This is a genomic window from Bacillus sp. UNC69MF (genome assembly GCF_000746035.1).
In the GTDB taxonomy this organism is placed as follows: domain Bacteria; phylum Bacillota; class Bacilli; order Bacillales; family Bacillaceae; genus Bacillus; species Bacillus velezensis.
Map to the genome: position 1 here is coordinate 582,603 of NZ_JQKM01000003.1, position 25,704 is coordinate 608,306.

Here is a 25,704-nt window from a genome sequence, read left to right on the forward strand (position 1 = left end):
GCGGTAATGAATTTACACTAAACGAAAAAGACAAGGGTTTCGGCATTTGCCGCCCTTGTCTTTTTTGTTGAACACCTCTTTTTCCGGGTAAACTTTATCAGAGGCAGCTCATTATTTGACAGTCCATTTTAACAGCGTTACAATTAAACGTGTAAATAGTTACATGTTTAAGTGAACATAATACCTCGGGAGGTGATACGTCTTGAAGGAACCTTCTTTAAAAAAAGTGATGTCTCTGCAGATTGAAGTGGATGAACCGATCGTTGCGGGGCAGACTGGATTAGGGAAAAGGCAGTTGATTCCGATACGGGGCGGAACGGTCAGCGGCGCCGTAAAGGGACGTGTGCTTCCGGGCGGGGCAGATGCCCAGATCATTCGTCCGAACGGCCGGGTCGATCTTTCTGCCAGATATGCGCTGGAGACGGAGGAGCATGAAGTCATCTATGTAGAGAACAACGGCATCCGCCAAGTCAGTGAACCGTTCCGCCAACAGGCTGCAGAGGGGCGCATCATTGATCCCGAGCACGTGTATTTCCGCACTGTGCCTGTGTTTGAAACAAGCAGCGAGGCATATCAGCATCTGCAGGACCGGCTGTTTATCGGGGCTGCGGTCAGATGGCCGGATGACATTCGGTTAGATATTTATGAAGTTCAATAATAAGATGGAGAGTGAGTCAACATGGAAAACTTTATCGGAAGCCATATGATTTACACGTATGAAAACGGCTGGGAGTATGAAATCTATATTAAAAATGATCATACCATCGACTATCGGATTCATAGCGGAATGGTGGGCGGCCGCTGGGTGCGCGACCAGGAAGTGAATATCGTCAAACTGACAGAAGGCGTATACAAAGTGTCATGGACTGAACCGACAGGCACAGACGTTTCCTTAAACTTTATGCCGAATGAAAAACGGATGCACGGAATTATTTTCTTCCCGAAATGGGTGCATGAGCATCCGGAAATCACGGTGTGCTACCAAAATGATTACATTGACGTGATGAAAGAGTCACGTGAGAAATATGAAACGTATCCGAAATATGTCGTTCCCGAGTTTGCGGATATTACGTATCTCAACAATGCGGGAATCAATAACGAAGCACTGATTTCAGAAGCGCCGTACGAAGGAATGACCGATGATATCCGTGCGGGAAAATTAAAATAAGAGAAAAAACCCGGCAGCTTGGCCGGGTTTTTTGTATCCTTTTACGACAGGGTTTTGGTCATGATAAAGTCGACTTGCTTATCATCCCCCATATAAAAAGAGTGTTCTCCGGTTTGGACAAACCCCATTTTTTGATAAAAGGCGATTGCATTTTCGTTTTTTTCCCATACGCCCAGCCAGATTTTCTTTTTATTGTGTGCTGTTGCGATTTTCACAGCTTCATTCAGCAGATATTTGCCGAGTCCGTGTTTCTGGTGGTTTTTTCTTATATAAATTCTCTCAATCTCAAGAGAATCTTCACCCATTTTTTCTGATTGTGCTTCGTTCATGTTGACTTTTACATACCCCGCAAGGTCATTATGATAATAAACAAAATAGAATTGAGAAGACAGATTGGATAATTCCTTTTTCAGCTGTTCAGAGCGGAATGCATTTTCCAAATAAGCTTTCATATTTTCTGGTGAATTTTGATCTTTAAATGTATCATTGAATGTTTCAATGCTTATCTCCCGGAGCTCTGTTATATCGTTAAGGCTGCACTTTTTTAATTGAATACTCATGGTCATACAGCTCCTTTCTTCATTTATCATATCAGCTGATTTTTTGTTGTATTTGCAATGAAAATACCGTATAGTAAACATACCGTATTTTTGTTGTATTTGCAACATAAAATAAGAAAATGAGGACGATAAAGTGAAATATGTTTTTTATGTTTTAGGAATCATGATCTTGACCTTTGGTATTTCTGTCACGATTCAATCAGATCTTGGAACGTCTCCTTTTGATGCGCTTATTGTGGGATTATCCGTCCATGCAGGGCTTACCGTGGGAAGCTGGGAAATCATCATCGCTTTCCTGTTAATTTGCTGTAATTCAATGTTAAAAAGACAAAGACCGGAATTTACAGGGATGATTACGGCGTTTATAACGGGAATCGGGATTGATATGTGGCTTTTTTTCCTGCACCGAATCATAACGCCTGAACCATGGTACGGAAAGGCGGGCTGTTTTGCAATCGGTTTAGTTGTGATAGGGATAGGAACCGCAACCTATCTGCACACAAATTTCGCCCCGATCCCGGTTGATCGGTTAACGTTAATTGTCCGCGAATTAACCGGGAGAAGCATCTTTTTTTCAAGAACGGTCATTTACTTCATATTTTTCATACTGGCCGTGATGCTAAAAGGTCCGGTAGGCATCGGAACGTTATTAACCGTTTGTTTAGGAGGGGGCATTCTCCATTTCTTTATGCCGATTACCGGAAGATGGATAGACGGCATATTAACAGCATCTCCAAAACAGGAAGAAACGAAAACCCGGTAACGGGGGTTTTTACCCGATTCTATCATTTTTCATTTCATCCGCATGTTCAGGGTATAATAAAAAAGGGGGAGGGATTTTTATGAGCGGTCAAAGAAAGCTCGTTTTTTACGGAGCTGTCAGCGCAGATGGCTATCTTGCGCGGGAAAATCACTCTTTAGATTGGTTAATCGGAACTGAAGGTGAAGACGGCACCGATTATGAAGCTTTCTATGAATCTGTCGATACGATCATCATGGGCAGAAAAACATACGAGGACATATTGGTTTTATTGCCTGAGGAATTTCCGTACAAAGGTAAAGAATGCTATGTGTTTTCGCGGACATTGACCGGGCGTACTGAACATGTGCGGTTTGTTCATGAAGAGCCTGCCGATTTTATAAAAGCATTGAAACGCCAAGAAGGCAAGCGGATTTGGATTGTCGGCGGGAGTGATCTGCTGCACCCGGTTTTGGAGGAAAAACTTGTCGATGAGTTTATCATTCAGATCGCCCCCGTTCTGCTCGGACGCGGAATTTCTTTGTTCAAACCCGGAGACCGGGAGACAGGACTGAAGCTGACTGATGTCAGGCGTTACAAACAATTTGCGGAGTTGCATTATGAAGTGAGATAAAATGAAGTGTATGAAAGAAACCCAGTAAAGGTTACCGGGTTTCTTTTTCATGTCTGTTTTTATGTTTTGAAATGGTGTGGGCCGGCCCGCATGAAAATCCTGCAATCATGATAACAACCCCTATCCACCTCACGGCATAGAAATCAGTGTCGCGCAGGAAGATAAATGAAACTAAGGTCATAAGCGCCCCGATTATAACGGCAGCTGTGCCGATAATACTTGATTTCTCCATATAAAAACTCTTTTATGAATGTTTGGTTAACTTATTGGGTTAGAATATAACATATCAGGGGTAATGTGGAAATGGATATACTGCGAAACTGACTGATGTCTGAAGTAAGATGAAAACGAAACGCCAAGGGAGCCGGCTCCCTTGGCGTTTTTTATGCTTGAAACAGGATGCGGCGTTTTGCTGAATCGGGATCACTTTCGACAGCGGTATCCGTGTTGAAAAGCAAAGTTTCGCGTGAATCGGTATCATATTCAGGCCAATTGAAGTGAGAGGTGTTCGGGTTTCCGGTTTTTGCAAAAGTGAGCCATGCGGATTGGATTTGTTTGGAAAGCTGTTCTGCGTCATCACCGAGCGGTTCTTGCAGCGTCTTTCTCAAAGAATCAAAGTTTCCGAACACAAACGGCAATTCCAGAGCGTGAACGGCTTTATGAAACGGCGGTGTTTCGCCATGCCAATCAAAGCGGTACATCCAGACCGGTGCGTGCTGCGACTGTCCTTGTGCGAAAGCGACAGCCGGCCGCCAGAAAATCAGATCCGTCATCATATCGATTTGTCCCTTTAATGAATGCGGATATAAATCTGCCGCTTGCTCAGTGCAGTTCTCTCCGAGATGATAATGCAAATAATCTTGCTGTTTTTTCTCGGAATGAATGTCTGTATCAGGGGTGAAAAACAAATATGCTTCATCACGATTGGTTCCGATGATCATAGGTATGCCTTCTGCGGCCCCGTCTGCTATGGCTTTCACCGGTTCCGCAGGCAATGTGGCCGGATCGATGGCGGGCTGAAACAAAAGCTGAAAAATGTTTTGATCTAGTGAGCGCCGCACTTTATCCGCAGTCTTAAGCAGGTCATTAACGGAAAGCTCCTGCAATTGATCAGTGCCGGCTTCATGAATAAATGCCGCCGCGATGTCTTTTGCCATGTCCGCCGGGATCGTATGAGAGGCGCCGCTTTCTAAAATGGCTTTATGAAACAGGCCTTTTGCGTCAGGCATTGCCATAAGGGAGGCGATGCTCATGCCGCCTGCCGATTCACCAAATATCGTGACGTTATCCGGGTCTCCTCCAAATTCGGATATATTGTCCTTCACCCAGCGCAGGGCGGCGATCTGATCGAGCAGCCCGATATTGGCGGAATACGCGTCATGAATAGAAGACAAATGTAAAAAGCCGAACGGTCCGAGCCTGTAATTGAGTGTCACTACAATGACATCTCCGTCAGCGGCAAGGGCAGATCCGTCGTAAAGCGGTTCGCTTCCGGCACCTAAATAAAATGCCCCGCCGTGTATCCATACCATGACAGGCTTTTTTTCGCCCTCTGAATCGGGGGCGAAAACATTGAGGTAAAGGCAATCTTCAGATTGAGGCGGTACATCTCCGGAAAACGATATAGACAGCATATCATCCGGCTGCGGACAAACCGGTCCGAACGAATCGGCATGTTTTACGCCGTCCCAAGGTGCGGGCGGCTCCGGCGCTTTAAATCTGAGCTCTCCGACGGGCGGCTTCGCGTACGGTATGCCCTTCCATGTGCGGGCACCGCGGCCGGCAGTTCCTTTCAGTGCGCCGGAGCGGGTTTGAACGGTAAGTTTTGTCATGATTTCATCCCCTTTTTTCTTTTCATTATAAACAGAGATGAAGATATGAAGCGAATAAAAGCCCTTTCATCAGCATATCATCAGTAACGCTTCCGTTCTAAAAATGATCTGACTTCCTGAACGGACAAGCCGAGTTCTTTTGCTTCCTGCATCAGCGCTTTCCATTCTTCAATGTTGGATTCAGTCAGTTTTCTGTTGCGGTAGGGTGCGGGCTCCGGGCGTTTTTCAGTCAGTTTGTTCGTAAAGGTGAACAGTTCTTCTTTCGGCATGCCCGACTGCACGGCCTGCACAAGGTGGATGCGCCACTCATCTTCCGTGTCTCCCATGTGGTGCAGCATCGTTTCGGCATCAAAAAGCTCCGTCAGATCGACCTGCAGGGTGGCGGATACTTTTTTCAGAAATTGGATGGACGGATTTGAGTGAACCCCCCGTTCTATCTTGCTTAAATAAGATTTAGAGACACCTGCTTCAACTGCTAGCTGATTAATAGAGTAGCCTTTTCTTCTGCGGTATAAACGAATTATTCTTCCAATCATTGTGCTGAATTCTCCCCTGTATACTGGCATTTTTTGTTCATTATAAGAAATTTTTCGTTCTTTATAAAATTTAAAATTATAAGGTAAGTGCAGTAAATAAGAGGAAAATCATGATAATGTTCTTTAAAAAGAACCAAATGGCTTAATTTGAAATTTTCAAATTTCGACCTTTTCTTTTATAATCCAATCATTAACAGAAGGGGGCGTTTAAGCCTGATGCAATAAGGATGAGGCTGTAATTACATGAATGAGAATATGAGTTTTAAAGAATTATTTGACATTATTAAACACAGACTTTTACTGATTTTTATCATGACAGCAGTTGTAACGCTGGTGACGGGATACATCCAATTCCGGGTGATTTCGCCCGTTTATCAGGCATCGACCCAAGTGCTCATTCATGAAACAAGCGGTGAAAAAAATTCGAATCTCAGCGACGTTCAGCTGAATCTTCATTACAACAATACGTTTCAAACGATAATGAAAAGCCCGGTAGTGCTTGAGAAAGTGAAGCAGACGCTGCATCTTTCTGAGACGGCATCCGCTTTAAAAGCAAAGATCACGACAAGCAGCGAAACCGATTCAGAGATCATTACCGTAGCGGTGCAGGACGAGAACCCGAAACAGGCTGCCGCTATAGCGAACACGCTGATGAAGACATTTAAAAAAGAAGTCCGTGACAGGATGAATATAAAAGGCGTCATTGTTTTGTCTGAGGCAAAAGCATCGGAAAGCCCGATGGTCAAGCCTTCGCGCATCCGAAATATCATGATGGCGTTCGGTGCGGCTCTCATGGTGGGTGTGACGCTTGCGTTTTTTCTCCACTTTCTTGATGAAACCGTTAAAAGCGAGCGGCAGCTCAGCGAAAAAACAGACTTGCCTGTTTTAGGGGTTGTGTATGACATCAAAAATCAGCAGACACGGTCTGATGAAAAACATTTCGGGGAGTGAGGCGTTTGGGATTCAGAAAAAAGAAATCAAGAAGGGGACTGGCTCAAATATCCGTTTTACATCACAAATCATTGGTGGCTGAACAATACCGCACCATTCGGACAAATATTGAGTTCTCCTCTGTTCAGACCCATTTGCGCTCTATTCTCGTCACTTCTTCCGTTCCGGGAGAAGGAAAATCATTCAGCGCCGCCAACCTTGCCGCGGTATTTGCGCAGCAGGAAAAAAAGGTGCTGCTCGTCGATGCGGATTTACGAAAACCGACGATACACGAGACCTATCAGCTTGAAAATGTACAAGGCCTTACGAATGTGTTAGTCGGAAACGCTTCCCTCGGCGAAACGGTGCAAAAAACGCTGATTGATAACCTTTACGTCTTAACGAGCGGGCCGACGCCGCCGAATCCGGCTGAGCTTTTATCTTCAAAGGCGATGGGAGAGCTGATTCAGGAGATGTACAGCCGGTACAGTCTGGTTATTTTCGATTCACCTCCGCTTTTGGCTGTGGCGGACGGACAGATTTTAGCGAACCAAACAGATGGAAGCGTTCTCGTCGTCTTGAGCGGAAAAACGAAAATGGATACCGTCCAAAAGGCGAGAGACGCGCTCCAGCAGTCAAAGGCAAAGCTTTTGGGGGCGCTGCTGAATAAAAAGAAAATCAAAAAAACAGAGCACTACTCGTATTGAGCGGTGCAGGTGATGTCTCCTTACCTTTATCAACGGAGGCACTCGGCTCTGCTGTGGGCGGCGTTTTCCGCTGCCTTAGATGCTGGTCGTCGGTGGCGGGGTGTGAGGACGGGTTAAATGCCCAATTTTATCTTAAGATGATGCATTGTTATCGGCTTAGCTGTTATGTCTGTTTTTACGAAAACCGTATCAGCTAAACCGATAAATGAGGAGGGGAAAGATTGACTTACCGGAGAAGACTTTCAATGATTTTTGCATTGGATACGTATCTCGTTTTACTTTCCGTTGTTATAGGATATCAATTTTTTGAGGATTCTTATCACTTTTATGACTCCGGAGCGTTGCTGCTGACTGCCGTGAGCATGCTGATCAGCCATCATGTATGCGCTTTTATGTTTCACCAGTATAAGCAGGTATGGACGTACACGGGAATAGGCGAGCTGCTTGCCTTGATGAAGGGGATCACGCTGTCAGCAGCCGTAACGGCGGCCGTCCAATACGGGGTGTTCCACACGATTTTGTTCCGGCTGTTGGCCGTCAGCTGGATGGTTCAGCTATTGTTCATCGGAGGAAGCCGGATGATTTCCCGGGTGCTGAAAGAAACGATCGGCAGGAAGCAAAATGACTCTTCCCGGGCGCTGATCATCGGCGCAGGTGCGGGGGGGACGCTGCTTGTCCGTCAGCTTACCCAGAAAAATGATCTCGGAATCATGCCTGTGGCTTTTATTGATGATGACCAGACGAAGCATAAGCTCGAAATCATGGGCCTGCCCGTCATCGGCGGAAAAGAAAGCATTATGCCGGCAGTGCAGAGGCTGAGAATTCACCATATTATCATTGCCATTCCGTCTCTTTGCACCCATGAGCTTCAGACGTTATACAAAGAATGTGTGCAGACGGGCGCCCATATTAAAATCATGCCGCAATTTGATGAGATCCTGCTCGGAACGCAGGCTGCCGGACACATCAGAGATGTAAAAGCCGAAGATCTCCTCGGCAGAAAGCCGGTCACCCTTGATACGAGCAAAATTTCTGACAGCATCAAGGGAAAAACGATTCTGGTGACGGGCGCCGGCGGCTCAATCGGTTCTGAGATCTGCCGCCAGATCAGCGCCTTTCTTCCTCGGGAAATCGTCCTTCTCGGCCACGGGGAGAACAGCATTCATTCCGTACATACCGAGCTGTCCGCACGCTTCGGCAAAGAGGTGCTCTTTCACGCGGAGATCGCCGATATTCAGGACAGAGATAAAATCTTTACTTTGATGAAAAAATACGAGCCGCACGTCGTCTATCATGCGGCTGCCCATAAACATGTACCGTTAATGGAACATAATCCGGAAGAAGCCGTTAAAAACAACATTATCGGCACGAAAAATGTCGCCGAAGCCGCCGACATGTGCGGAACGGAAACCTTCGTGCTGATTTCTTCTGACAAAGCGGTCAATCCGGCCAATGTCATGGGCGCGACGAAACGGTTTGCGGAAATGGTCATCATGAACCTCGGAAAGGTCAGCAACACCAAATTCGCCGCCGTCCGTTTCGGAAATGTGCTCGGAAGCCGCGGCAGCGTCATTCCGATTTTCAAAAAGCAGATTGAAAAAGGCGGACCCGTCACCGTCACGCATCCGGCGATGACAAGATATTTTATGACGATCCCCGAAGCGTCAAGACTCGTCATTCAGGCGGGGGCGCTTGCAAAAGGGCGGCAGATTTTCGTTCTGGATATGGGAGAACCCGTCAAAATCGTCGATCTGGCCAAAAACCTGATTCATTTATCAGGCTATACGACAGAACAGATTCCCATCGAATTCTCCGGCATCCGCCCGGGAGAAAAGATGTATGAAGAATTGCTGAATCATAATGAAGTACATACGGAGCAGATTTTTCCGAAAATCCATATCGGGAAAGCGGTGGACGGGAATTGGGCCGTGCTCATCCGTTTTATGGAGGAATTCAGCCGTCTGCCTGAAGAAGAGCTGAGAAAAAGGCTGTTTGAGGCGATCGAATCAGTACATGAAGAAGCGGCCGCAGGCGTGTGATGGGAGGACAGAAAGATGACGAAAAAAGTATTATTCTGCGCCACTGTCGATTATCATTTTAAAGCCTTTCATCTCCCGTATTTTCAATGGTTTCAGGATATGGGCTGGGAGGTGCACGTCGCGGCAGGCGGCAATATGAATCTTCCGTTCGTTGATGAAAAGTTTACCATTCCGATCCGGCGCTCGCCGTTTCATCCCGAAAATCTTTCTGTTTACAGGCGGCTGAAACGGCTCATTCAGGACAACGGCTACGACATGATTCACTGTCATACGCCGGTCGGCGGCGTGCTCGCACGCCTTGCGGCGAGACAAGCGCGCCAAAAAGGGACAAAGGTGCTGTACACCGCGCACGGCTTTCACTTCTGCGACGGAGCGCCCCTGAAAAACTGGCTTCTTTATTACCCGATCGAAAAATTTCTCTCTTCTTACACGGATTGTTTAATTACGATTAATGAAGAGGATTACGAACGGGCCAAGCAAATGAAAAAAACAGCTTGCGGCGCGAAGAAAATACACGGCATCGGCGTGAATACAGACAGGTTTCGCCCTGTGAGCCGGGAAGAGAGTGAACGTCTGAGAGAAAAACACGGCTTCGGCGCCGGGGAATTTATCCTCATATACCCCGCTGAATTAAACGGCAATAAAAACCAGGGACTTCTCATTGAGGCTGCGGCATTGCTGAAGAACCGCATTCCGGAGCTGAAACTCGTATTTGCCGGAGAAGGCGCGATGGAAGAGCCGTACAGAAAAAAGGCTGAATCACTCGGTGTATCTGACATGGTGCGGTTTTACGGTTTTTGCCGCGATATTCATGAACTGATTCAGCTTGCCGATCTGTCTGTCGCCTCAAGCATCCGCGAAGGACTCGGCATGAATCTGCTTGAAGGGATGGCTGCCGAAAAGCCCGTTGTTGCCGCAGACAACAGGGGGCACCGTGAGATCATCGAAGACGGTGTGAACGGTTTTCTCGTGCCGGCCGGAGACAGCGCGGCGTTTGCCGATCGGATTGAAAAGCTGTACCGCTCCCCGTGTCTGCGAAAAGCAATGGGGCAAAAAGGGCGCAGGACGGCGGAATGTTTTTCGGAAACACGTACGGTAAAGGAAATGGCGCACATTTACGCCGGTTATATGGATAAAAAGGAGAAAAGCGTATGAATACAGGAGCACAACCGAAAATTTCCGTCATCATGGGAATTTATAATTGCGAAGAGACTTTAGCGGAGAGTATTGAATCCATCCTGAGCCAATCTTACAAGAATTGGGAACTGATTATGTGTGATGACGCGTCAACTGACGGAACGTATCAGATTGCGCGCCGTTACGCGGATCATTACGGCGACCGGATCACGCTGATTCAAAATAAGACAAATCAACGGCTTGCCGCTTCGCTGAACCGCTGTCTGACATACGCAACGGGGGATTATATCGCCAGGCAGGACGGTGATGACATCTCCAACCCGAGGAGACTGGAAAAACAGGCCGCTTTCTTAAACAAGCACGCCCACTATCAAGTCGTAGGCACGGGGATGCTCGTATTTGACGAATTCGGTGTAAGGGGCGCCCGGCTTTTGCCGCCCGTGCCGAAACCGGGAATTATGGCGAAAGGCACACCATTCTGCCACGGCACCATTATGATGCGGGCTGAAGCGTACAAAGCGCTTGGCGGCTACCGGTCAGTCAGGCGGACGCGGCGGATGGAGGATATCGATTTGTGGCTGCGCTTTTTTGAAGCGGGTTTCCGGGGGTACAATCTCCAAGAAACGCTGTATAAAGTCAGAGAGGACAGTGATGCGTTTAAAAGGAGATCGTTTACGTATTCCATTGATAACGCGGTCCTCGTTTTTCAGGCATGCAGACGGCTGAAGCTGCCGCTTTCCCATTACGCGTATATCGCAAAACCGCTCATCCGCGCCATTATGCCGCCCGCGGTCATGAACCGTTATCATAAAAACAGGGACATCCGCCAAAAAGAAGGGCTTGCCGAACATGACTGACAAACCGATGCGGGTGCTGCACATCTTCAGCGGGATGAACAGGGGCGGCGCAGAAACGATGATGATGAATTTGTACCGGAAGATGGACAGAACGAAGGTGCAGTTTGATTTTTTAACCCATAGGAACGATCCGTGCGCTTATGATGAGGAAATTCTCGCTCTCGGCGGACGGCTTTTTTATGTGCCGAGCATCGGCAGCACAAACCCGATTACATTTGTGAAACAGGTCAAGCGGGTGATTCAGGAAAAAGGCCCGTTTGCCGCCGTGCACGCCCATACCGATTTTCAGTCGGGATTCATCGCGCTTGCCGCTCGTTTAGCCGGCGTCCCGGTGCGGATCTGCCATTCGCACAGTACGTCGTGGCGGGGGCGGGCGTCGCGGCTTGCCGGGATGCAGCTGTTTGTTTTCAGACGGCTGATTACCGTAAACGCCACGGCACTGTGCGCCTGCGGAGAAGACGCGGGCCGTTTCTTATTCGGGAAAGAAAAAGACGTGCATCTTTTGCCGAACGGCATTGATCTCGACTTATTTGCCGGCGGGTGCGCGGATACAGAAGCTGAAAAAAGGAAGCGGGGCATTGCAGACGGCCGTTTGGTGATCGGCCATATCGGCCGCTTTACAGAAGAAAAAAACCACGAATTTCTGCTCCGGCTGGCCGCTGATATGAAAGAGCGGGGCATCGGTTTACACCTGATTCTCGCCGGAGACGGTCCGCTTCGCACCGACATGGAAAATCTGGCGGTGAAGCTGGGACTTGATGATGATGTGCGTTTTATCGGCATAGAAGACCGCGTTCATGCCCTGCTGAAAACGCTGGATGTATTTGTCATGCCGTCTCTTTATGAAGGGCTGCCCGTCACGCTCGTTGAAGCGCAGGCCTCCGGGGTGCCGTGCGTGATATCAGACGGCATAACGGAAGAAGCCGATGCCGGGCTCGGGCTGGTCAAAAGGCTCAGCCTCAAAGAACCGCCCGGACAATGGGCATCCGCGGTGTTACGGGCAGCAGAGGCGGCAAAGCCTGACGGGGCGCGCATTAAAGAAACCCTCAGATGGCAGGGATATGACGCGGGAGAAAATGCGGGGGCTGTTATGAAGCTTTACAATATGAATTGGAAAAAGGAACAGTAACGAATGATTGTATATGTAGTCAATATGGGAATTGTTTATATTTGGTCATGGTTCGCGAAAATGTGCGGCGGGCGTGATCAATCGCTTTCGACCGGATACCGGCCGAATCAGCTCGTCATGATCGTTCCGCTGCTTTCGCTCGTATTGGTCTCCGGTTTGCGCTACAGAGTCGGGACGGATTTTCAGACGTACGCGCTGATGTACAAGCTGGCGGGAAATTACGGCAGCATTTGGGAGATCTTCGGGTTCGGAGCGAAAAAAGCAGCCGTTGATCCGGGGTTTACGGCTCTCATCTGGCTCATGAATTTTATCACGAAAGATCCGCAAATCATGTATTTCACCGTGGCGGTCGTGACGTGCAGCTTTATTTTAAAGGGGCTCGTTGAGTTCGGCCGTCCGTTTGAGCTGAGTGTGTTTTTGTTTTTGGGCACGTATCACTATTACGCTTCCTTTAACGGGATCAGGCAGTATATGGTGGCGGCCGTTTTGTTTTGGGCCGTCCGCTACGTGATCAGCGGAAGCTGGAAGCGTTATATGTCAATCGTGCTGCTGTGTTCGCTTTTTCATTCCTCAGCGCTGATTATGATTCCGGTTTATTTTCTCGTCAGAAAAAAAGCCTGGTCGCCCGCGATTTTCGGACTGTCGGCATTGTTTCTTCTTATGACGTTTCTGTATCAGAAGTTCATTTCGCTTTTTGTCGTCGTGCTGGAAAACAGCTCATACGGCCATTATGAGAAATGGCTGATGACCAATACGAACGGGATGAACGTCGTAAAAATCGCGGTGCTGCTTCTGCCGCTGTTTTTGGCTTTCTGCTATCGGGAGCGGCTGCGGAAGCTCTGGCCCGACATTGATGTCATCGTGAATTTCTGTCTGCTCGGCTTGCTCTTCGGTCTTTTGGCGACAAAGGATGTTATTTTCGCCCGGTTTAATATATATTTCGGCCTGTACCAAATGATCCTGATCCCTTATTTTGTGAGGATTTTTGATGAAAAATCAAATGCGCTGATTTATATCGCCATTATTGTCTGTTATTTTCTTTACAGTTACTTGCTTATGCCGGTCGATTCGTCTGTGCTTCCGTACAGAACGATTTTTTCCCGGTAATGGATATTGGAGGTTTATATGGAAACACCCGCGGTCAGTTTATTAATTGCTGTGTATAATACGGAAACTTATTTAGAAAGATGCTTAGATTCATTGCTCAATCAGTCGCTCGCCAATATCGAAATCGTGGCCGTTAATGACGGGTCAACGGATCAAAGCCCGGCGATTCTTGAAACCTATCAGAAGCGGGATGAGAGAATCCGGGTCATTCATCAGCAAAACCGGGGGCTCGGCGCGGTCCGCAACAGGGGGATCGAGGCGGCGCGCGGCGAATTTATCGCTTTTATTGATGCGGACGACTGGGTTGAACCTCATTATTGCCTGCGCATGTATGAAAAAGCGAAGGCTGATCAGGCTGATCTCGTGATTTGCGAATATGCGGCCGAATTTGCGGATACGGGGAAAACCGCCGTTTCAACGATCGCTTCAGCGTACGCGGGCCGCCCGAAACAATGGTACCTGAAAGATTTATTTGAAGGAAGAGTCAGCGGTTTTTCATGGAACAAGCTGTACAAAAGAACCATGATCGAGCATCATCAGCTGCGCTTTCCGCTTCGTGATGAGCTGGAGCACGTGGAGGATCAGTACTTCAGCCTCCGGGCGCATGTTTTCGCAGGTGCGGTCTCGTACGTGGATCAGCCGCTCTATCATTATCGGATTCACTTGACTTCCATTGTGCAAAGCTATCAGAAAAAGCTGTTTGACTCAGGTCTCGTTCTCTATCGGCTGAACGAGGCTTTTTTGCGTGAAAACGGCTGCTTACAGGAATACCGGCAGGAGCTGGATTTTTTCATCGTTCAGCACGGAACAGTCTGCCTGCTGAATGAATGGAAGCGGAATAACGGCGGCCGGTTTTCTGAGAAGTGGAAGAATATCAGCCGGATATGCGCTGATCCCGTGTTTCGCCTGAGCCTTTCCAAAACCGGAACGGCGCCGTTTGACGCCAAACGCTCATGCCTTCTGCTTTTGGCGAAGCTGAAGCTGATTCCGTTCGTGTCGCTGGCATCAGCCGCGTATCAGCGGGCAATCGAGTACAAAATGAAAATCAGAGGGTGAAGACATGTCGATACAATCTTTAAAAATCAATCTCGCGGAATGGCTGTTGCTTAAGGTCAAATACCCGTCCCAATTTCATTTCGGAACGGCAGCGGATGGGGCGGGGCTTACAGCGGCAAGAAAAAAGATCATTCTGACGCTGCTCCCGTCCCACGATAATCTCGGCGATCACGCCATCGCCTACGCAAGCAAAACGTTTCTTGAACGGGAGTATCCCGATTTTGACATTGTCGAGGTGGATATGAAGGATATATACAGATCCGCAAAAGCGCTGATCAAAAAGCGCCACCCCGATGATATGGTATTCATCATCGGCGGCGGGAACATGGGGGATTTGTATCGGTATGAGGAATGGACGCGCCGCTTTATCATCAAAACATTCCGGGAATATCGGATCGTTCAGCTTCCGGCGACGGCTCACTTTTCTGAATCAAAAAAGGGACGGAAGGAACTGAAGCGCGCCCGAAAAGTGTACAATGCGCATCCCGACCTTTTGTTAATGGCGAGAGATGAGACGACGTATCAATGGATGAAGCGTCATTTTCCCGGAAAAACAGTGCTCAAACAGCCTGACATGGTCTTATATTTGGATAAAAGCGAGCGGCGCATCCCGCGGGAAGGGATCTACCTCTGTTTACGGGAGGATAAGGAGAGTGCGCTGACGGCTGAGGACAGAACGACGGTAAAAGAAGCTTTGGCAAAAGAGTACGGAGAGCTGTATTCCTTTACCACGACGGTCGGCCGGAGGGTAAGCCGCCATACACGTGAAAAAGAGCTGGAGGCGCTTTGGAATACGCTGAAAGGCGCGGAAGCCGTCGTCACTGACAGGCTTCACGGGATGATTTTTTGCGCGCTGACGAAAACGCCTTGTGTCGTCATTCGTTCGTTTGATCATAAAGTGATGGAAGGCTATCAATGGCTGAAAAACATACCGAACATGACATTGCTTGAACGTCCAGACCCTGAAGCCGTAACGTCCGCCGTAAACCGGCTGCTCAGCGGCAAGCATGAGGAAGGCGGTTCTTTGCGCAGTGTTTATTTTGCCGGGCTGCGCTCGAAAATCAGCGGTGATGCCCAATGACCGCGCCGCTTGTGAGCGTGATCGTGCCGATGTATAAGACAGAGCCTTTTATGAAAGAATGCGCGGTTTCTTTAACAAAACAGACGCTGAGAGACATCGAAATCATTTTCGTCAATGACGGTTCACCGGATCGGTCAGGCCGGATTGCTGAACAATTCGCCGCAGAAGATGCGAGAATCCGGGTGATTCATAAAGAAAACGGCGGCCTCAGCTCGGCCCGCAATGCCGGAATAAAAGCCGCCCGCGGCCGTTATATCGGTTTTGCGGACGGCGATGACTATGTGACGGAAACGATGTTCGAGCGGCTTTATGAAGAAGCGGAGAAGAACCGGCTGGATATCGCCGGCTGCGGCTATTATAAAGAAACGCCGTCTAAGAAAAGAACATATATGCCGCCGTCCCTTCCGCCGGGCCGCGTCTTCACAGCGGATGAAATGACTGCATTGCTGACCCGTGCGCACGAACATCGGTTTATTTGGTATGTGTGGCGCTATATATACCGGAAAGAAGCATTGCAAGGGCTGTTGTTCCATGAAGATATCCGGTTTGCCGAAGACTCTCCGTTTAATTTGGCAGCGTTCCGCCAAGCCGCGCGTATCAAAGTGATAGACGAAGGGCTGTATATCTACCGGGAAAATCCGCAAAGTCTTACAGAAACACCGTTTAAGCCCCACTTAGATCACGAACTGCAAAAGCAATATAAAGCGAAAATGGCTTTTTATGAGGAAAACGGGCTGACGGACGCCTGCCGGAGCGATATCGATACATATTTGTGCAAGCATCAGATTCCGATGCTGATCGCCAACGCATGCGCCGCCCCGCAGCCGTCACATCAGATTACGGCGCACATCGGCAGAATCTTAACGTATGACATGGTAAAAACGGCGGTGCGCAGGACGCCGTGCCGCCATAAACAGCTGCTGGCGGGGGAGCGCGTGGTGCTCGGTCTGTGCAAAATGCGCCTTCCTCTTCTTCTGCATGCGTTTTTCGAACGGAAATCGAAAGAGAAAGGCAGTGCGGAAGGAGCATGAAATTTGCCATTAATTTCGGCGCCAATGTGACGGCGTTTTTACTATCGGTGTTTTTATCAGTGTGGATGACGCCCTTTATTGTGAAAACATTAGGTGTGGAGGCTTTTGGATTTGTCCATCTGACACAGAATATCATTAACTATTTCTCTATTATTACCGTTGCGCTGAGCTCTGTCGTTGTGAGGTTTTTCTCCGTCGCCGCCCACAGGGGGAACAGGGATGAGGCCAATGCGTATGTAAGCAATTATTTAGCCGCGTCTGTCGTGATATCTCTATTACTCGCTGTGCCGCTCGCCGGGACTGCTTTTTTTATTGACAAGATTATGAATGTGCCGGCCGGGCTCTTAACGGATGTGAGGCTGTCTATCGTAATCGGCAGCGTGCTGTTTATGCTGACGTTTTTTATGGCGGGTTTCGCGACGGGGCCGTTTTTTGCCAACAAGCTTTATATCACAAGCTCCATTCAGGCCGTGCAAATGCTGGTCAGGGTGCTGTGTGTGCTCGCTCTGTTTACGTGCCTGCCGCCGAAAATCTGGCAGATCCAGCTTTCGGCATTAGCGGGAGCCGTCTGTGCGGCCGTGCTGACTTTTTTCTTCTTTAAGAAATTGATTCCGTGGTTTTCTTTCAGCCGTAAAACCTTGTCATTACAGACGAGCAAAGTGCTGTTTTCGGCCGGTGCCTGGAGTTCTGTCAACCAGATCGGCGTGCTGCTGTTTCTGCAGATTGACCTCATGACGGCCAACCTCGTGCTGGGGCCGTCTGAGGCGGGTGTCTATGCGGCGATTATTCAATTCCCGCTTCTGCTCAGAAGTCTTGCAGGGACGCTTGCTTCACTGTTTGCGCCGGTTTTGACTTCCTATTACTCAAAAGGGGATATGGAAGGTCTCCTGTCTTACGCCAATAAGGCTGTGCGGATGAACGGGCTTCTGCTCGCGCTTCCCGCCGCATTATTAGGAGGGCTTGCCGAACCGTTTCTGGCGATTTGGCTGGGCCCGTCGTTTGTGCAGACGGCGCCGCTTTTATACATTCACGCCGGGTATTTGGCGGTCAGTCTCTCTGTCATGCCGCTTTTTTACGTATGGACGGCTTTTAATAAACAAAAAACGCCCGCCGTCGTTACTTTATGTTTAGGCGGACTGAATGTCATATTGGCCGTGGTTCTCAGCGGACCGGCACATCTCGGGCTGTACGGCATCACCATCGCCGGTGCAGTCTCTCTCATTTTGAAAAATGCCGTCTTCACGCCGCTGTATGTTTCGCATATTACGGGCTTTCAGAAAACCGCGTTTTACAAAGGAATGTTCGGCCCGTTGGCGGCGGCCGTATTTGCCTGGGCTGTCTGCCGGGGTATCCGGCTGTTTTCACCGCTTGACAGCTGGGCCGGTCTGATCGCCGCGGGGCTTGCCGTATGCATGAGCTATGCCGCATTCGCTTTTTTCTTCATTTGTACGAAAGAAGAAAGGCGGCTTGCTTTACAGAAATGCCGAAAAGTGAAAGGAGCTGTTCAGATTTGAAGGCGAAACGTGTATTTGATATAGCGGCCGCGATGTTGTTATTGTGCGGCGCGAGCGTCATCCTTCTCTTCGCCATGGCAGCCGTCAGATGCGCCATCGGGTCTCCGGTATTGTTCAAACAGACGAGACCGGGGCATAACGGGCGTCCGTTTACGTTGTATAAACTCAGAACGATGACGGATGCGCGTGATGAAAACGGTGTGCTGCTTCCGGATCATCTCCGTCTGACCAAAACGGGAAGGCTGATCAGAAAACTGAGCATCGATGAGCTTCCCCAGCTTTTTAATGTGCTCAAAGGAGATATCAGTCTTGTCGGCCCCCGCCCTTTGCTGATGGATTATCTGCCGCTTTACACGGCGGAGCAGGCGCGGCGCCACGAGGTGAAGCCGGGGATTACGGGCTGGGCGCAGATTAACGGGAGAAACGCGATTTCATGGGAGGAAAAATTCAAGCTCGACGTGTGGTACGTCGACAACCGCACATTTCTTCTCGACTTAAAGATTCTGCTTTTAACAGTGAAAAAAGTTCTCGTGTCAGAAGGCATACATCAAGCCGGCCATGTGACGGCAAAACGCTTCACAGGCAGCGGAGATATGTCATCGTGAAAAAGGTCGTGCTGATCGGAAACGGCGGACACGGAAAAGTCGTGAAGGAAATCGTGCAGGCCCGTTCCGATATGGAGCTTGCGGGCGTATTGGATGACGAATTCAGCGGTTTTGCCGTTCGGAACGGTTTATATACGGGCCGGACGAAAGACGTGCACATGCTTCGGAAACTCGTCCCCGAAGCCGTGTTCACGATATGCATCGGCCGCAACGGCGTCAGAAAGCAGTTCGCTGAAACGCTTGGGCTTGAAGATGACGATTATGCCGCACTCATTCACCCCGGGGCGATCGTCAGTGAAACGGCTTCCGTCGGACACGGAACGGTTGTGATGGCGGGCGCCGTCATTCAGGCGGGCGCTGACATCGGCGCCCATTGCATCATCAATACGGGGGCGGTTGCCGATCATGACAATACAATCGGAGATTACGTCCATCTTTCACCGCGCGCGGCGCTTGCCGGCGGAGTGAAAGTCGGGGAAGGAACGCACCTCGGAATCGGCGCGTCCGTCATACCGCAGATTGACATCGGCCCTTGGTCCGTTATCGGCGCGGGGGCTGCGGTCATCAGCCGGCTTCCCGGCCATGTGACGGCGGTCGGCGTTCCGGCCCGCGTCATCTCCCCTATCCATAATGAAAAAGGATGATTTCATGCAAACAAACAAACGGATTTATTTGTCTCCGCCTCATATGAGCGGAAAAGAACAGGAATACATCGCAGAAGCCTTCCGTTCCAATTGGATTGCCCCGCTCGGTCCGCTCGTCAATTCGTTTGAAGCACGGCTCGCGGAATATGCGGGAGTGAAAAGCGCGGCGGCCGTAAGCTCGGGGACGGCCGCCATCCATCTTGCCCTGCGGCTTGCGGGTGTGAAAAAAGGAGACGTTGTATTTTGTCCTTCCTTTACGTTTGTCGCCACGGCGAATCCGATTGTGTATGAGCAGGCTGAACCCGTTTTTATTGATTCGGAATGGGAGACGTGGAATATGTCGCCCGATGCGCTGGAGCGGGCGCTGCGGGATGCAAAGCGGCGCGGCAGACTCCCGAAAGCGGTGATCGCCGTCAATCTTTACGGCCAAAGCGCGAAAATGGATGAATTAATGAGCCTTTGTGACGCATACGGCGTCTGTCTGATTGAAGACGCTGCCGAGTCCTTAGGATCAACATATAAAGGCAGGCAGAGCGGCACGTTCGGCCGTTTCGGCATTTATTCCTTTAACGGCAACAAAATCATAACAACATCGGGAGGCGGCATGCTCGTGTCTGACGATGAAGCCGCGATTGAAAAAGCGAGGTTTCTTGCGTCCCAGGCGAGAGATGCCGCCGTTCATTACCAGCACAGCGAGCTCGGGTATAACTACAGGCTCAGCAACATTCTCGCGGGCGTGGGGATATCGCAGCTGGAAGTGCTCGAAGATCGCGTTCGGGCGAGGAGAGAAATCTTTCACAGGTATCGGGAAGCGCTGGAAACGTATCCGGGCATCCGCATGATGCCGGAGCTTGAAGGAACGGTTTCAAACCGCTGGCTGACGGCTCTGACGCTTGATAACGGCGTGACGCCGGAAGAAGCCGTCGCCTGTCTTGCGGAACAGAACATTGAGGCCCGGCCGCTGTGGAAACCGCTGCATACGCAGCCGCTTTTCTCATCTTCCGTCTTTTATCCTCACAGCGAACATGAGCGTGTCTCTGAGAACCTTTTCAGCCGGGGCATCTGTCTGCCGTCCGGGTCTGACTTGTCTTCTGAGGAGCAGCAGCGTGTCATTGACGCACTTGCGCAACTGTTTGAAACGAAAGGGGAGAAAACATGGACAGCCGCCATGTTATGAGCCGATTAAAAGAAACGCTGACGGGTCTGCTCAGCGTTATACCGCCGCAATCTGACATCATATATGCCGACTATCCCCTCTACGGAAATGTAGGGGATTTATTGATAATGAAAGGGACGGAGGCGTTTTTTAAAGCGCACGGCATCCGCGTGAAACAGCGCTGGAATCCCGACAATTTTCCATTCGGGCGCCGGGCGGACAAAAAGACGATCATCGTCTGTCAGGGTGGCGGAAATTTCGGGGATCTCTATCCGTACTATCAGACGTTCAGGGAAAAAATCGTCAAATCCTTTCCGGAAAACAGGATCGTCATCCTGCCGCAATCCATCTATTATCAGGATGAGACACGGCTTGAGAAGACAGCGGCGCTTTTTGCGGAGCACAAGGATCTCCACCTGTTTACGAGAGATCATGTGTCATACGAAACTGCAAAACACTTCTTTTCGGCGAATCATATCGGGCTTATGCCTGACATGGCCCATCAGCTGTATCCGATGGCGGCGTCAGCGGCTCCGTCACGCGGCAGGCTTCATTTTATCCGCACGGATGGGGAAATCAATCCGAAGCTGCAAATCAATTCTTCCGTTAAAAGCTGCGACTGGCAGGATGTGCTGTCAGCAAGCGACCGCAGGGGAATCGCTTTTTTCCAAACGCTGAATGTTTTGAATAAAAAAGCGGGAAACCCGCTGCCGATTGCGCGGTTTTGGAAACGCTATTCCGATTTCTTAACGAAGAAAGCGGTCCTGTTTTTCAGCAGGTACGAATCGGTGGAAACGTCAAGGCTTCACGGCCACATTCTGTCCTCGCTTCTCGGGAAACCGAATACCGTCATTGATAATTCATACGGGAAAAACGCCAACTATTATTACACCTGGATGCACGAAGCGCCGGATGTCCGTCTGATCGGGGAAACCGCCGGCACGAAGGAAAACCTTCCGCTTTGAATGAGCGGAAGGTTTATTTTGTTTCTCCGCGTTTTACTTTGTTGTACGCCTCATCCAAATGCTGAATTCTTTTGAGCACAACCGAGTTTTTCGTCAGCTGATCCTGAACAAGGGTTGAGACGACGGAGCGGTAATAGCTGTTCATCGCATGAATTCGGTCTTCATTCGGATTCATTTCAATGTGCTGTGTAAAGTTTTCAATAAAATAAGGAACAGAAAAAAGTTCTGACATCTATAAAGCAACTCCTTTTAATAAGTATATACGGTATGAAACCAATCATGTACAATGAAAAAAGGGGAGTGAGCATGATGGATATCAAACTTCAGCAAACACAAATGTTAAAGCCTCAATTAACGCAAGAGCTTAAACAGGCTATCACATTACTCGGATACAATTCCGCGGAACTGGCCGGATATATTGATGAGCTCTCACTGGAAAACCCTCTGATTGAACGAAAGGAAACAGACACGCCGCCACTATCTTACCATAAAACAAGTAAAAACAGGATGAAAGAACGGGACGGAAGCCAGCAGATCAGACTTACCCGCAAAACACTGCAGGATTCGCTCAAACAGCAAGCCTTAGATATGAAGCTGTCCGATGATGAGAAAAAGATTTTCAATTATCTGATACATTCATTGGACTCAAACGGATATTTAAAAGAGGACATACCAGCTGCCGCCGACCATGTATCCGCTTCACAAGAGGAGACGGAAGCGGTTCTGAAAAAGCTTCAATCCCTTGAGCCCGCGGGAATCGGCGCCAGGTCTTTGCAGGAATGCATCCTTCTTCAGCTCCGCCGTCTTCCCGAGCGGAACGAACAGGCGGAATGGATTGCCGACGCCTATTTTGAGCTATTTGCAAGAAAGAACTGGAAAGCGCTTACACTAAAAACGGGCATTCCGCTTAAAGACATTCAGGACATCGCTGACATGATCAGCGCCCTTGATCCGAGGCCGGGGCTCCGTTATGCGCATGAGGAGCCGGGTTTTTACGTGGAACCGGATATTTTCATCACAGTGAAAAACGGCATCATTCAAGCGCGGCTCAACAGCCGTTCGTTTCCTGACATCCAGCTTCATACCCATTATCAGCCGCTCTTGTCAGCTGCCGGGTGCCGTGACACGAAAAATTATCTGTCGGCAAAATATCAGGAATGGCGCTGGCTGAACCGGGCTTTGTCGCAAAGAAAACAAACGATCACGAGAATTATCGGCGTCCTGACTGAACGGCAGGAATCCTTTTTTCTCACAGGAAAAAGCGGAATGCAGCCGCTGACCTTAAGAGAGGTGGCGGAAACGCTGGAGCTCCACGAATCAACGATCAGCCGGGCCATCAAAGGGAAGTACGTTCAGACGCCGTACGGACTGTATGAAATGAAAACATTTTTCTCGGCGAAAGCTGAATCGTCAGGGGACGGCGGCGCCTCCAATTATGCCGTAAAAGCGCATCTGGAGGCATTGGTCGGTAAAGAAGATAAAAAGAAACCTTTTTCAGATCAAAAGCTTGCCGATCTGCTGCATGAACAATATGACATCCGAATCTCAAGGCGCACCGTCGCCAAATACCGTGACCAATTAAATATTCCGCCGTCATCGGCGAGAAAACGGTACAGCTGAAACCTCCCCGAGCCAAACCCCGGGGAGGTTCTCCGTATTACGGGATCATCCATGAAAACAGATGATGCTGTAAAAATGTAATGAGACAGACGAGCAGAAGCAAAAACAGACTGTGCTTAATCGTAAAACGGAAAAGGTCGGCCTCCTTGCCCGCCAGACCGACAGCGGCACAGGCAACCGCAATGGATTGCGGAGAAATCATTTTTCCGGTGACACCGCCTGATGAATTGGCGGCAACGGAGAGAACCGGGTCCATCCCGACAGAGAGCGCCGTCACCTTTTGCAATCCGCCGAACAACAGATTGGCCGACGTATCAGAGCCGGTAATAAATACCCCGAGCCAGCCGAGCACCGGCGAAAAAAAGGTAAACATCGCGCCCGTCATGGCAAGCGCAAGACCGAGTGTCGTGCTCATGCCGGAAGCATTCGTCACATAAGCAAAGCCGACAACAGAAACAATGGTCACGACCGGAAGCGTTAACTCTTTCACCGTTTCTATAAACGCTTCGCCCCATGTCTTCCACGACATGCCGAGGGCGAACTTGGAGATGACGGCGGCAATCAGAATCGCCGTCCCCGCTGAACCGAAAAGCTCAAGTTTGTACACGGCTTCAATCGGCGTGCCGTCCGCCTGAAGAATCTGCTGATTTACAAATGGGACGGGAGGCGTGAAGGTCAATGCACGCCCGGCTGCATTCAGCCAGGAAAGCCACATTGACGTCCCTTCGTAATGACCGGTTAAGGCAGCCTTTACGCCGGAAATCCCCCAAACGGATATCATGGCCGTCAGAAGAAGGAAAGGAGACCACGCTTTAAACACCGCGGCGCCCCCGTACTTGATCGGCGCCCGGTCAGCGGCCGCTGCTGATTCCCGTTCTGCCGCGAAACGAAAGGCCGTTTTCGGTTTCCAAAATTTCAAAAACAGAGCGAGTGCGGCCATGGAAACAAGCGCCGACAGCACATCCGGGAGCTCAGGCCCTAAAAAATTCGAGCTTGCGTACTGCACGGCCGCAAAGGAGACGCCGGAAACAAGAATGGCCGGCCATACCTCAAAAGCCTTTTTAAATCCGCTCATCAAAATAATTAAGTACAGCGGAATAAAGACGGATAAAAACGGAAGCTGCCGGCCGACCATTTGAGAAATTTCCATTGCCGGTATTCCGGTCGGACCTTCGACGGCGGTAATCGGAATGCCGATCGCGCCGAAGGCAACGGGCGCCGTATTGGCAATCAGGCAAATTCCCGCCGCATACAGCGGCTGAAAACCAAGTCCGACGAGCAAAGCGGCCGAGATCGCGACGGGAGCGCCGAAACCGGCGGCGCCTTCTAAAAACGCCCCGAATGAAAAGGCGATGAGCAGCGCCTGCAAACGCCGGTCATCTGTAATTGAGAGCACCGAACTCCGGATAATCTCAAACTGTCCCGTTTTCACGGTGATTTTATACAAAAAGACCGATGTGACGATAATCCAGCCGATCGGAAGCAGCCCGTACACCGCTCCCTGAGAAGCGGACATCACCGCTTTTTCAGCCGGCATGCCGTAAACAAATACAGCGATTAAAAGTGAAACGGCTAACGTTAAAAGCCCCGCTATGTACCCCTTCATCCGTTTCACCGCAAGCGCCCAAAAAAAGAAGATAATCGGCACGAGCGCGCAAGCTGCCGATAAAAGCAAATTTCCCCCTAAAGGAGCGTACCCCTGTGTCCATTGCATCCCTAAAAAACCCCTCCTTATGTCATGTAAGCGATTACTTTTTATGATAAGGTCATCAGATGACCGGGTTAATTAGCATTATATTTTGAAAGTTTTGAAAGTACAATACTTTTCTTGAACAAATTGTCTGAACCTGTCGGCGGCACAAAAAAAGAAGTATAATAGACGATAAACATCAAGATTCACAAGTGACGGGGTGATCGCGTTGAAATATAAACAAATTAAAACGAAAAAAATCTACGAGGAAGTCGCTGACGCATTGCTGGAGAAGATAAAAGCGGGCGAGCTTAAGCCGGGTGAAAAGCTTGATTCCGTTCAGGCGCTTTCTGAGAGTTTTCAGGTCAGCCGCTCGGCGGTCAGAGAAGCGCTGTCGGCTTTGAAAGCGATGGGGCTCGTCGACATGAAGCAGGGAGAAGGCACATACATAAGAGAATTTGAGCCGTCTCATGTTTCCCAGCCGCTTTCTTCCGCCCTTTTGATGAAAAAAGAGGACGTCAAACAGCTGCTCGAAGTCAGAAAGCTGCTTGAACTCGGCGTCGCCGCCATGGCCGCTGAAAAACGCACCGAAGACGATTTACAAAAAATCCGCCAAGCTCTCCTGGAGATGAAAGACATTGACGGAGACGAAGAATTGGGCGAAAAAGCGGATTTCTCCTTTCACATGGCGCTGGCAGAAGCATCACAAAACGGGCTGCTCAAGCATCTCATGAATCATGTCTCCGCGCTCCTTTTGGAAACGATGAGAGAAACGAGAAAAATTTGGCTGTTTTCTAAACGAACGAGCGTGCAGCGATTGTATGATGAGCATGAACGCATTTACAGCGCCGTCGCCGCCAAAGACGCGGATGAAGCGGAAGCCGCGATGACGGCGCACCTGACGAATGTGGAAGACGTGCTGGGGGCTTATTTTGAAGAAAATGTATAGAAGCTGACTTGTGAAAGG

General features: G+C 49.5%; 27 protein-coding genes. 21 read left to right on the forward strand and 6 right to left on the reverse strand.

Features of this window, described 5'->3' with window-relative positions; all coding sequences use genetic code 11:
* Positions 1-202: 202 nt before the first annotated feature.
* Positions 203-658, forward strand: coding sequence for a DUF3237 domain-containing protein (locus BR62_RS0102910; RefSeq protein ID WP_031378297.1), 456 nt, complete (start codon positions 203-205; stop codon positions 656-658).
* Positions 659-679: 21 nt separating this feature from the next.
* A complete protein-coding gene (locus BR62_RS0102915; RefSeq protein ID WP_007407400.1) occupies positions 680-1,168 on the forward strand; it encodes a phenolic acid decarboxylase in 489 nt (162 codons plus the stop codon).
* A 41-nt stretch (positions 1,169-1,209) separates the two neighbouring features.
* On the opposite strand, the gene BR62_RS0102920 is transcribed toward BR62_RS0102915, so the two are convergent.
* Complete coding sequence (locus BR62_RS0102920) at positions 1,210-1,728, reverse strand: spermidine/spermine N(1)-acetyltransferase (RefSeq protein WP_032869605.1); 519 nt, start codon at positions 1,726-1,728, stop codon at positions 1,210-1,212.
* A 133-nt stretch (positions 1,729-1,861) separates the two neighbouring features.
* Here BR62_RS0102920 and BR62_RS0102925 point away from each other — a divergent pair, with 133 nt between their 5' ends.
* Positions 1,862-2,491: a YczE/YyaS/YitT family protein gene (locus BR62_RS0102925; RefSeq protein WP_032869607.1), complete on the forward strand. Its 630-nt coding sequence runs from the start codon at positions 1,862-1,864 to the stop codon at positions 2,489-2,491.
* Between the two features lie 79 nt (positions 2,492-2,570).
* Positions 2,571-3,101, forward strand: a complete 531-nt coding sequence (locus tag BR62_RS0102930) for a dihydrofolate reductase family protein (protein ID WP_032867038.1) — start codon at positions 2,571-2,573, stop codon at positions 3,099-3,101.
* Positions 3,102-3,132: 31 nt separating this feature from the next.
* On the opposite strand, the gene BR62_RS0102935 is transcribed toward BR62_RS0102930, so the two are convergent.
* The 3 genes from BR62_RS0102935 to slrR form a co-directional block, all read right to left on the reverse strand.
* Positions 3,133-3,333 carry a hypothetical protein gene (locus BR62_RS0102935; RefSeq protein WP_020956378.1) on the reverse strand — a complete coding sequence of 67 codons (201 nt, stop codon included), beginning with the start codon at positions 3,331-3,333 and terminating at the stop codon, positions 3,133-3,135.
* A 151-nt stretch (positions 3,334-3,484) separates the two neighbouring features.
* Complete coding sequence (locus tag BR62_RS0102940) at positions 3,485-4,933, reverse strand: carboxylesterase/lipase family protein (protein ID WP_020956377.1); 1,449 nt, start codon at positions 4,931-4,933, stop codon at positions 3,485-3,487.
* A gap of 80 nt (positions 4,934-5,013) precedes the next feature.
* Complete coding sequence (slrR, locus tag BR62_RS0102945) at positions 5,014-5,469, reverse strand: HTH-type transcriptional regulator SlrR (RefSeq protein ID WP_007407395.1); 456 nt, start codon at positions 5,467-5,469, stop codon at positions 5,014-5,016.
* Between the two features lie 243 nt (positions 5,470-5,712).
* On the opposite strand from slrR, the gene BR62_RS0102950 reads away from it, so the two are divergent.
* The 15 genes from BR62_RS0102950 (at position 5,713) to BR62_RS0103020 (ending at position 21,427) form a co-directional block, all read left to right on the forward strand.
* Positions 5,713-6,420, forward strand: coding sequence for a YveK family protein (locus BR62_RS0102950; protein ID WP_032869609.1), 708 nt, complete (start codon positions 5,713-5,715; stop codon positions 6,418-6,420).
* 5 nt (positions 6,421-6,425) lie between these two features.
* Complete coding sequence (locus tag BR62_RS0102955) at positions 6,426-7,106, forward strand: CpsD/CapB family tyrosine-protein kinase (RefSeq protein ID WP_007407393.1); 681 nt, start codon at positions 6,426-6,428, stop codon at positions 7,104-7,106.
* A gap of 221 nt (positions 7,107-7,327) precedes the next feature.
* The gene (locus BR62_RS0102960; protein WP_180375362.1) at positions 7,328-9,145 is read left to right on the forward strand and encodes a polysaccharide biosynthesis protein; all 1,818 of its coding nucleotides are present in this window, start codon (positions 7,328-7,330) and stop codon (positions 9,143-9,145) included.
* 15 nt (positions 9,146-9,160) lie between these two features.
* Positions 9,161-10,300: a glycosyltransferase family 4 protein gene (locus BR62_RS0102965; protein ID WP_032869610.1), complete on the forward strand. Its 1,140-nt coding sequence runs from the start codon at positions 9,161-9,163 to the stop codon at positions 10,298-10,300.
* On the forward strand, positions 10,297-11,139 hold the full coding sequence (locus tag BR62_RS0102970; RefSeq protein ID WP_032869612.1) for a glycosyltransferase EpsE: 843 nt from the start codon (positions 10,297-10,299) through the stop codon (positions 11,137-11,139). The genes BR62_RS0102965 and BR62_RS0102970 overlap by 4 nt, the downstream gene beginning before the upstream one ends.
* The gene (locus BR62_RS0102975; RefSeq protein ID WP_032869614.1) at positions 11,132-12,268 is read left to right on the forward strand and encodes a glycosyltransferase family 1 protein; all 1,137 of its coding nucleotides are present in this window, start codon (positions 11,132-11,134) and stop codon (positions 12,266-12,268) included. The genes BR62_RS0102970 and BR62_RS0102975 overlap by 8 nt, the downstream gene beginning before the upstream one ends.
* Positions 12,269-12,271: 3 nt before the next feature.
* Positions 12,272-13,375 (forward strand): EpsG family protein, encoded by a 1,104-nt coding sequence (locus BR62_RS0102980; protein WP_032867035.1) that lies wholly within the window; start codon positions 12,272-12,274, stop codon positions 13,373-13,375.
* Positions 13,376-13,393: 18 nt separating this feature from the next.
* Positions 13,394-14,431 carry a glycosyltransferase family 2 protein gene (locus tag BR62_RS0102985; RefSeq protein WP_032867033.1) on the forward strand — a complete coding sequence of 346 codons (1,038 nt, stop codon included), beginning with the start codon at positions 13,394-13,396 and terminating at the stop codon, positions 14,429-14,431.
* Between the two features lie 4 nt (positions 14,432-14,435).
* The gene (locus BR62_RS0102990; RefSeq protein WP_032869616.1) at positions 14,436-15,512 is read left to right on the forward strand and encodes a polysaccharide pyruvyl transferase family protein; all 1,077 of its coding nucleotides are present in this window, start codon (positions 14,436-14,438) and stop codon (positions 15,510-15,512) included.
* On the forward strand, positions 15,509-16,543 hold the full coding sequence (locus BR62_RS0102995) for a glycosyltransferase (RefSeq protein ID WP_032869618.1): 1,035 nt from the start codon (positions 15,509-15,511) through the stop codon (positions 16,541-16,543). Before BR62_RS0102990 ends, BR62_RS0102995 begins: the two co-directional genes overlap by 4 nt.
* Positions 16,540-18,057: an MATE family efflux transporter gene (locus BR62_RS0103000; protein WP_007407384.1), complete on the forward strand. Its 1,518-nt coding sequence runs from the start codon at positions 16,540-16,542 to the stop codon at positions 18,055-18,057. The genes BR62_RS0102995 and BR62_RS0103000 overlap by 4 nt, the downstream gene beginning before the upstream one ends.
* Positions 18,054-18,662, forward strand: coding sequence for a sugar transferase (locus tag BR62_RS0103005; RefSeq protein ID WP_012118505.1), 609 nt, complete (start codon positions 18,054-18,056; stop codon positions 18,660-18,662). The genes BR62_RS0103000 and BR62_RS0103005 overlap by 4 nt, the downstream gene beginning before the upstream one ends.
* Positions 18,659-19,306: an acetyltransferase gene (locus tag BR62_RS0103010; RefSeq protein ID WP_007407382.1), complete on the forward strand. Its 648-nt coding sequence runs from the start codon at positions 18,659-18,661 to the stop codon at positions 19,304-19,306. The genes BR62_RS0103005 and BR62_RS0103010 overlap by 4 nt, the downstream gene beginning before the upstream one ends.
* A gap of 4 nt (positions 19,307-19,310) precedes the next feature.
* On the forward strand, positions 19,311-20,483 hold the full coding sequence (locus BR62_RS0103015) for a DegT/DnrJ/EryC1/StrS family aminotransferase (RefSeq protein WP_007407381.1): 1,173 nt from the start codon (positions 19,311-19,313) through the stop codon (positions 20,481-20,483).
* Complete coding sequence (locus BR62_RS0103020; RefSeq protein WP_032869621.1) at positions 20,462-21,427, forward strand: polysaccharide pyruvyl transferase family protein; 966 nt, start codon at positions 20,462-20,464, stop codon at positions 21,425-21,427. The genes BR62_RS0103015 and BR62_RS0103020 overlap by 22 nt, the downstream gene beginning before the upstream one ends.
* 13 nt (positions 21,428-21,440) lie before the next feature.
* Here BR62_RS0103020 and yvfG read toward each other — a convergent pair whose 3' ends face one another.
* On the reverse strand, positions 21,441-21,659 hold the full coding sequence (yvfG, locus tag BR62_RS0103025; protein ID WP_003151570.1) for a protein YvfG: 219 nt from the start codon (positions 21,657-21,659) through the stop codon (positions 21,441-21,443).
* 77 nt (positions 21,660-21,736) lie between these two features.
* On the opposite strand from yvfG, the gene rpoN reads away from it, so the two are divergent.
* The gene (rpoN, locus tag BR62_RS0103030) at positions 21,737-23,047 is read left to right on the forward strand and encodes an RNA polymerase factor sigma-54 (protein ID WP_015240629.1); all 1,311 of its coding nucleotides are present in this window, start codon (positions 21,737-21,739) and stop codon (positions 23,045-23,047) included.
* A gap of 37 nt (positions 23,048-23,084) precedes the next feature.
* Here the strand turns inward: rpoN and lutP are convergent, their stop codons facing one another.
* Positions 23,085-24,761, reverse strand: coding sequence for an L-lactate permease LutP (gene lutP / locus BR62_RS0103035; RefSeq protein ID WP_032869623.1), 1,677 nt, complete (start codon positions 24,759-24,761; stop codon positions 23,085-23,087).
* A gap of 205 nt (positions 24,762-24,966) precedes the next feature.
* On the opposite strand from lutP, the gene BR62_RS0103040 reads away from it, so the two are divergent.
* A complete protein-coding gene (locus BR62_RS0103040) occupies positions 24,967-25,686 on the forward strand; it encodes an L-lactate utilization/bacilysin biosynthesis transcriptional regulator LutR (protein WP_032869625.1) in 720 nt (239 codons plus the stop codon).
* The last annotated feature ends 18 nt before the right edge of the window (positions 25,687-25,704 follow it).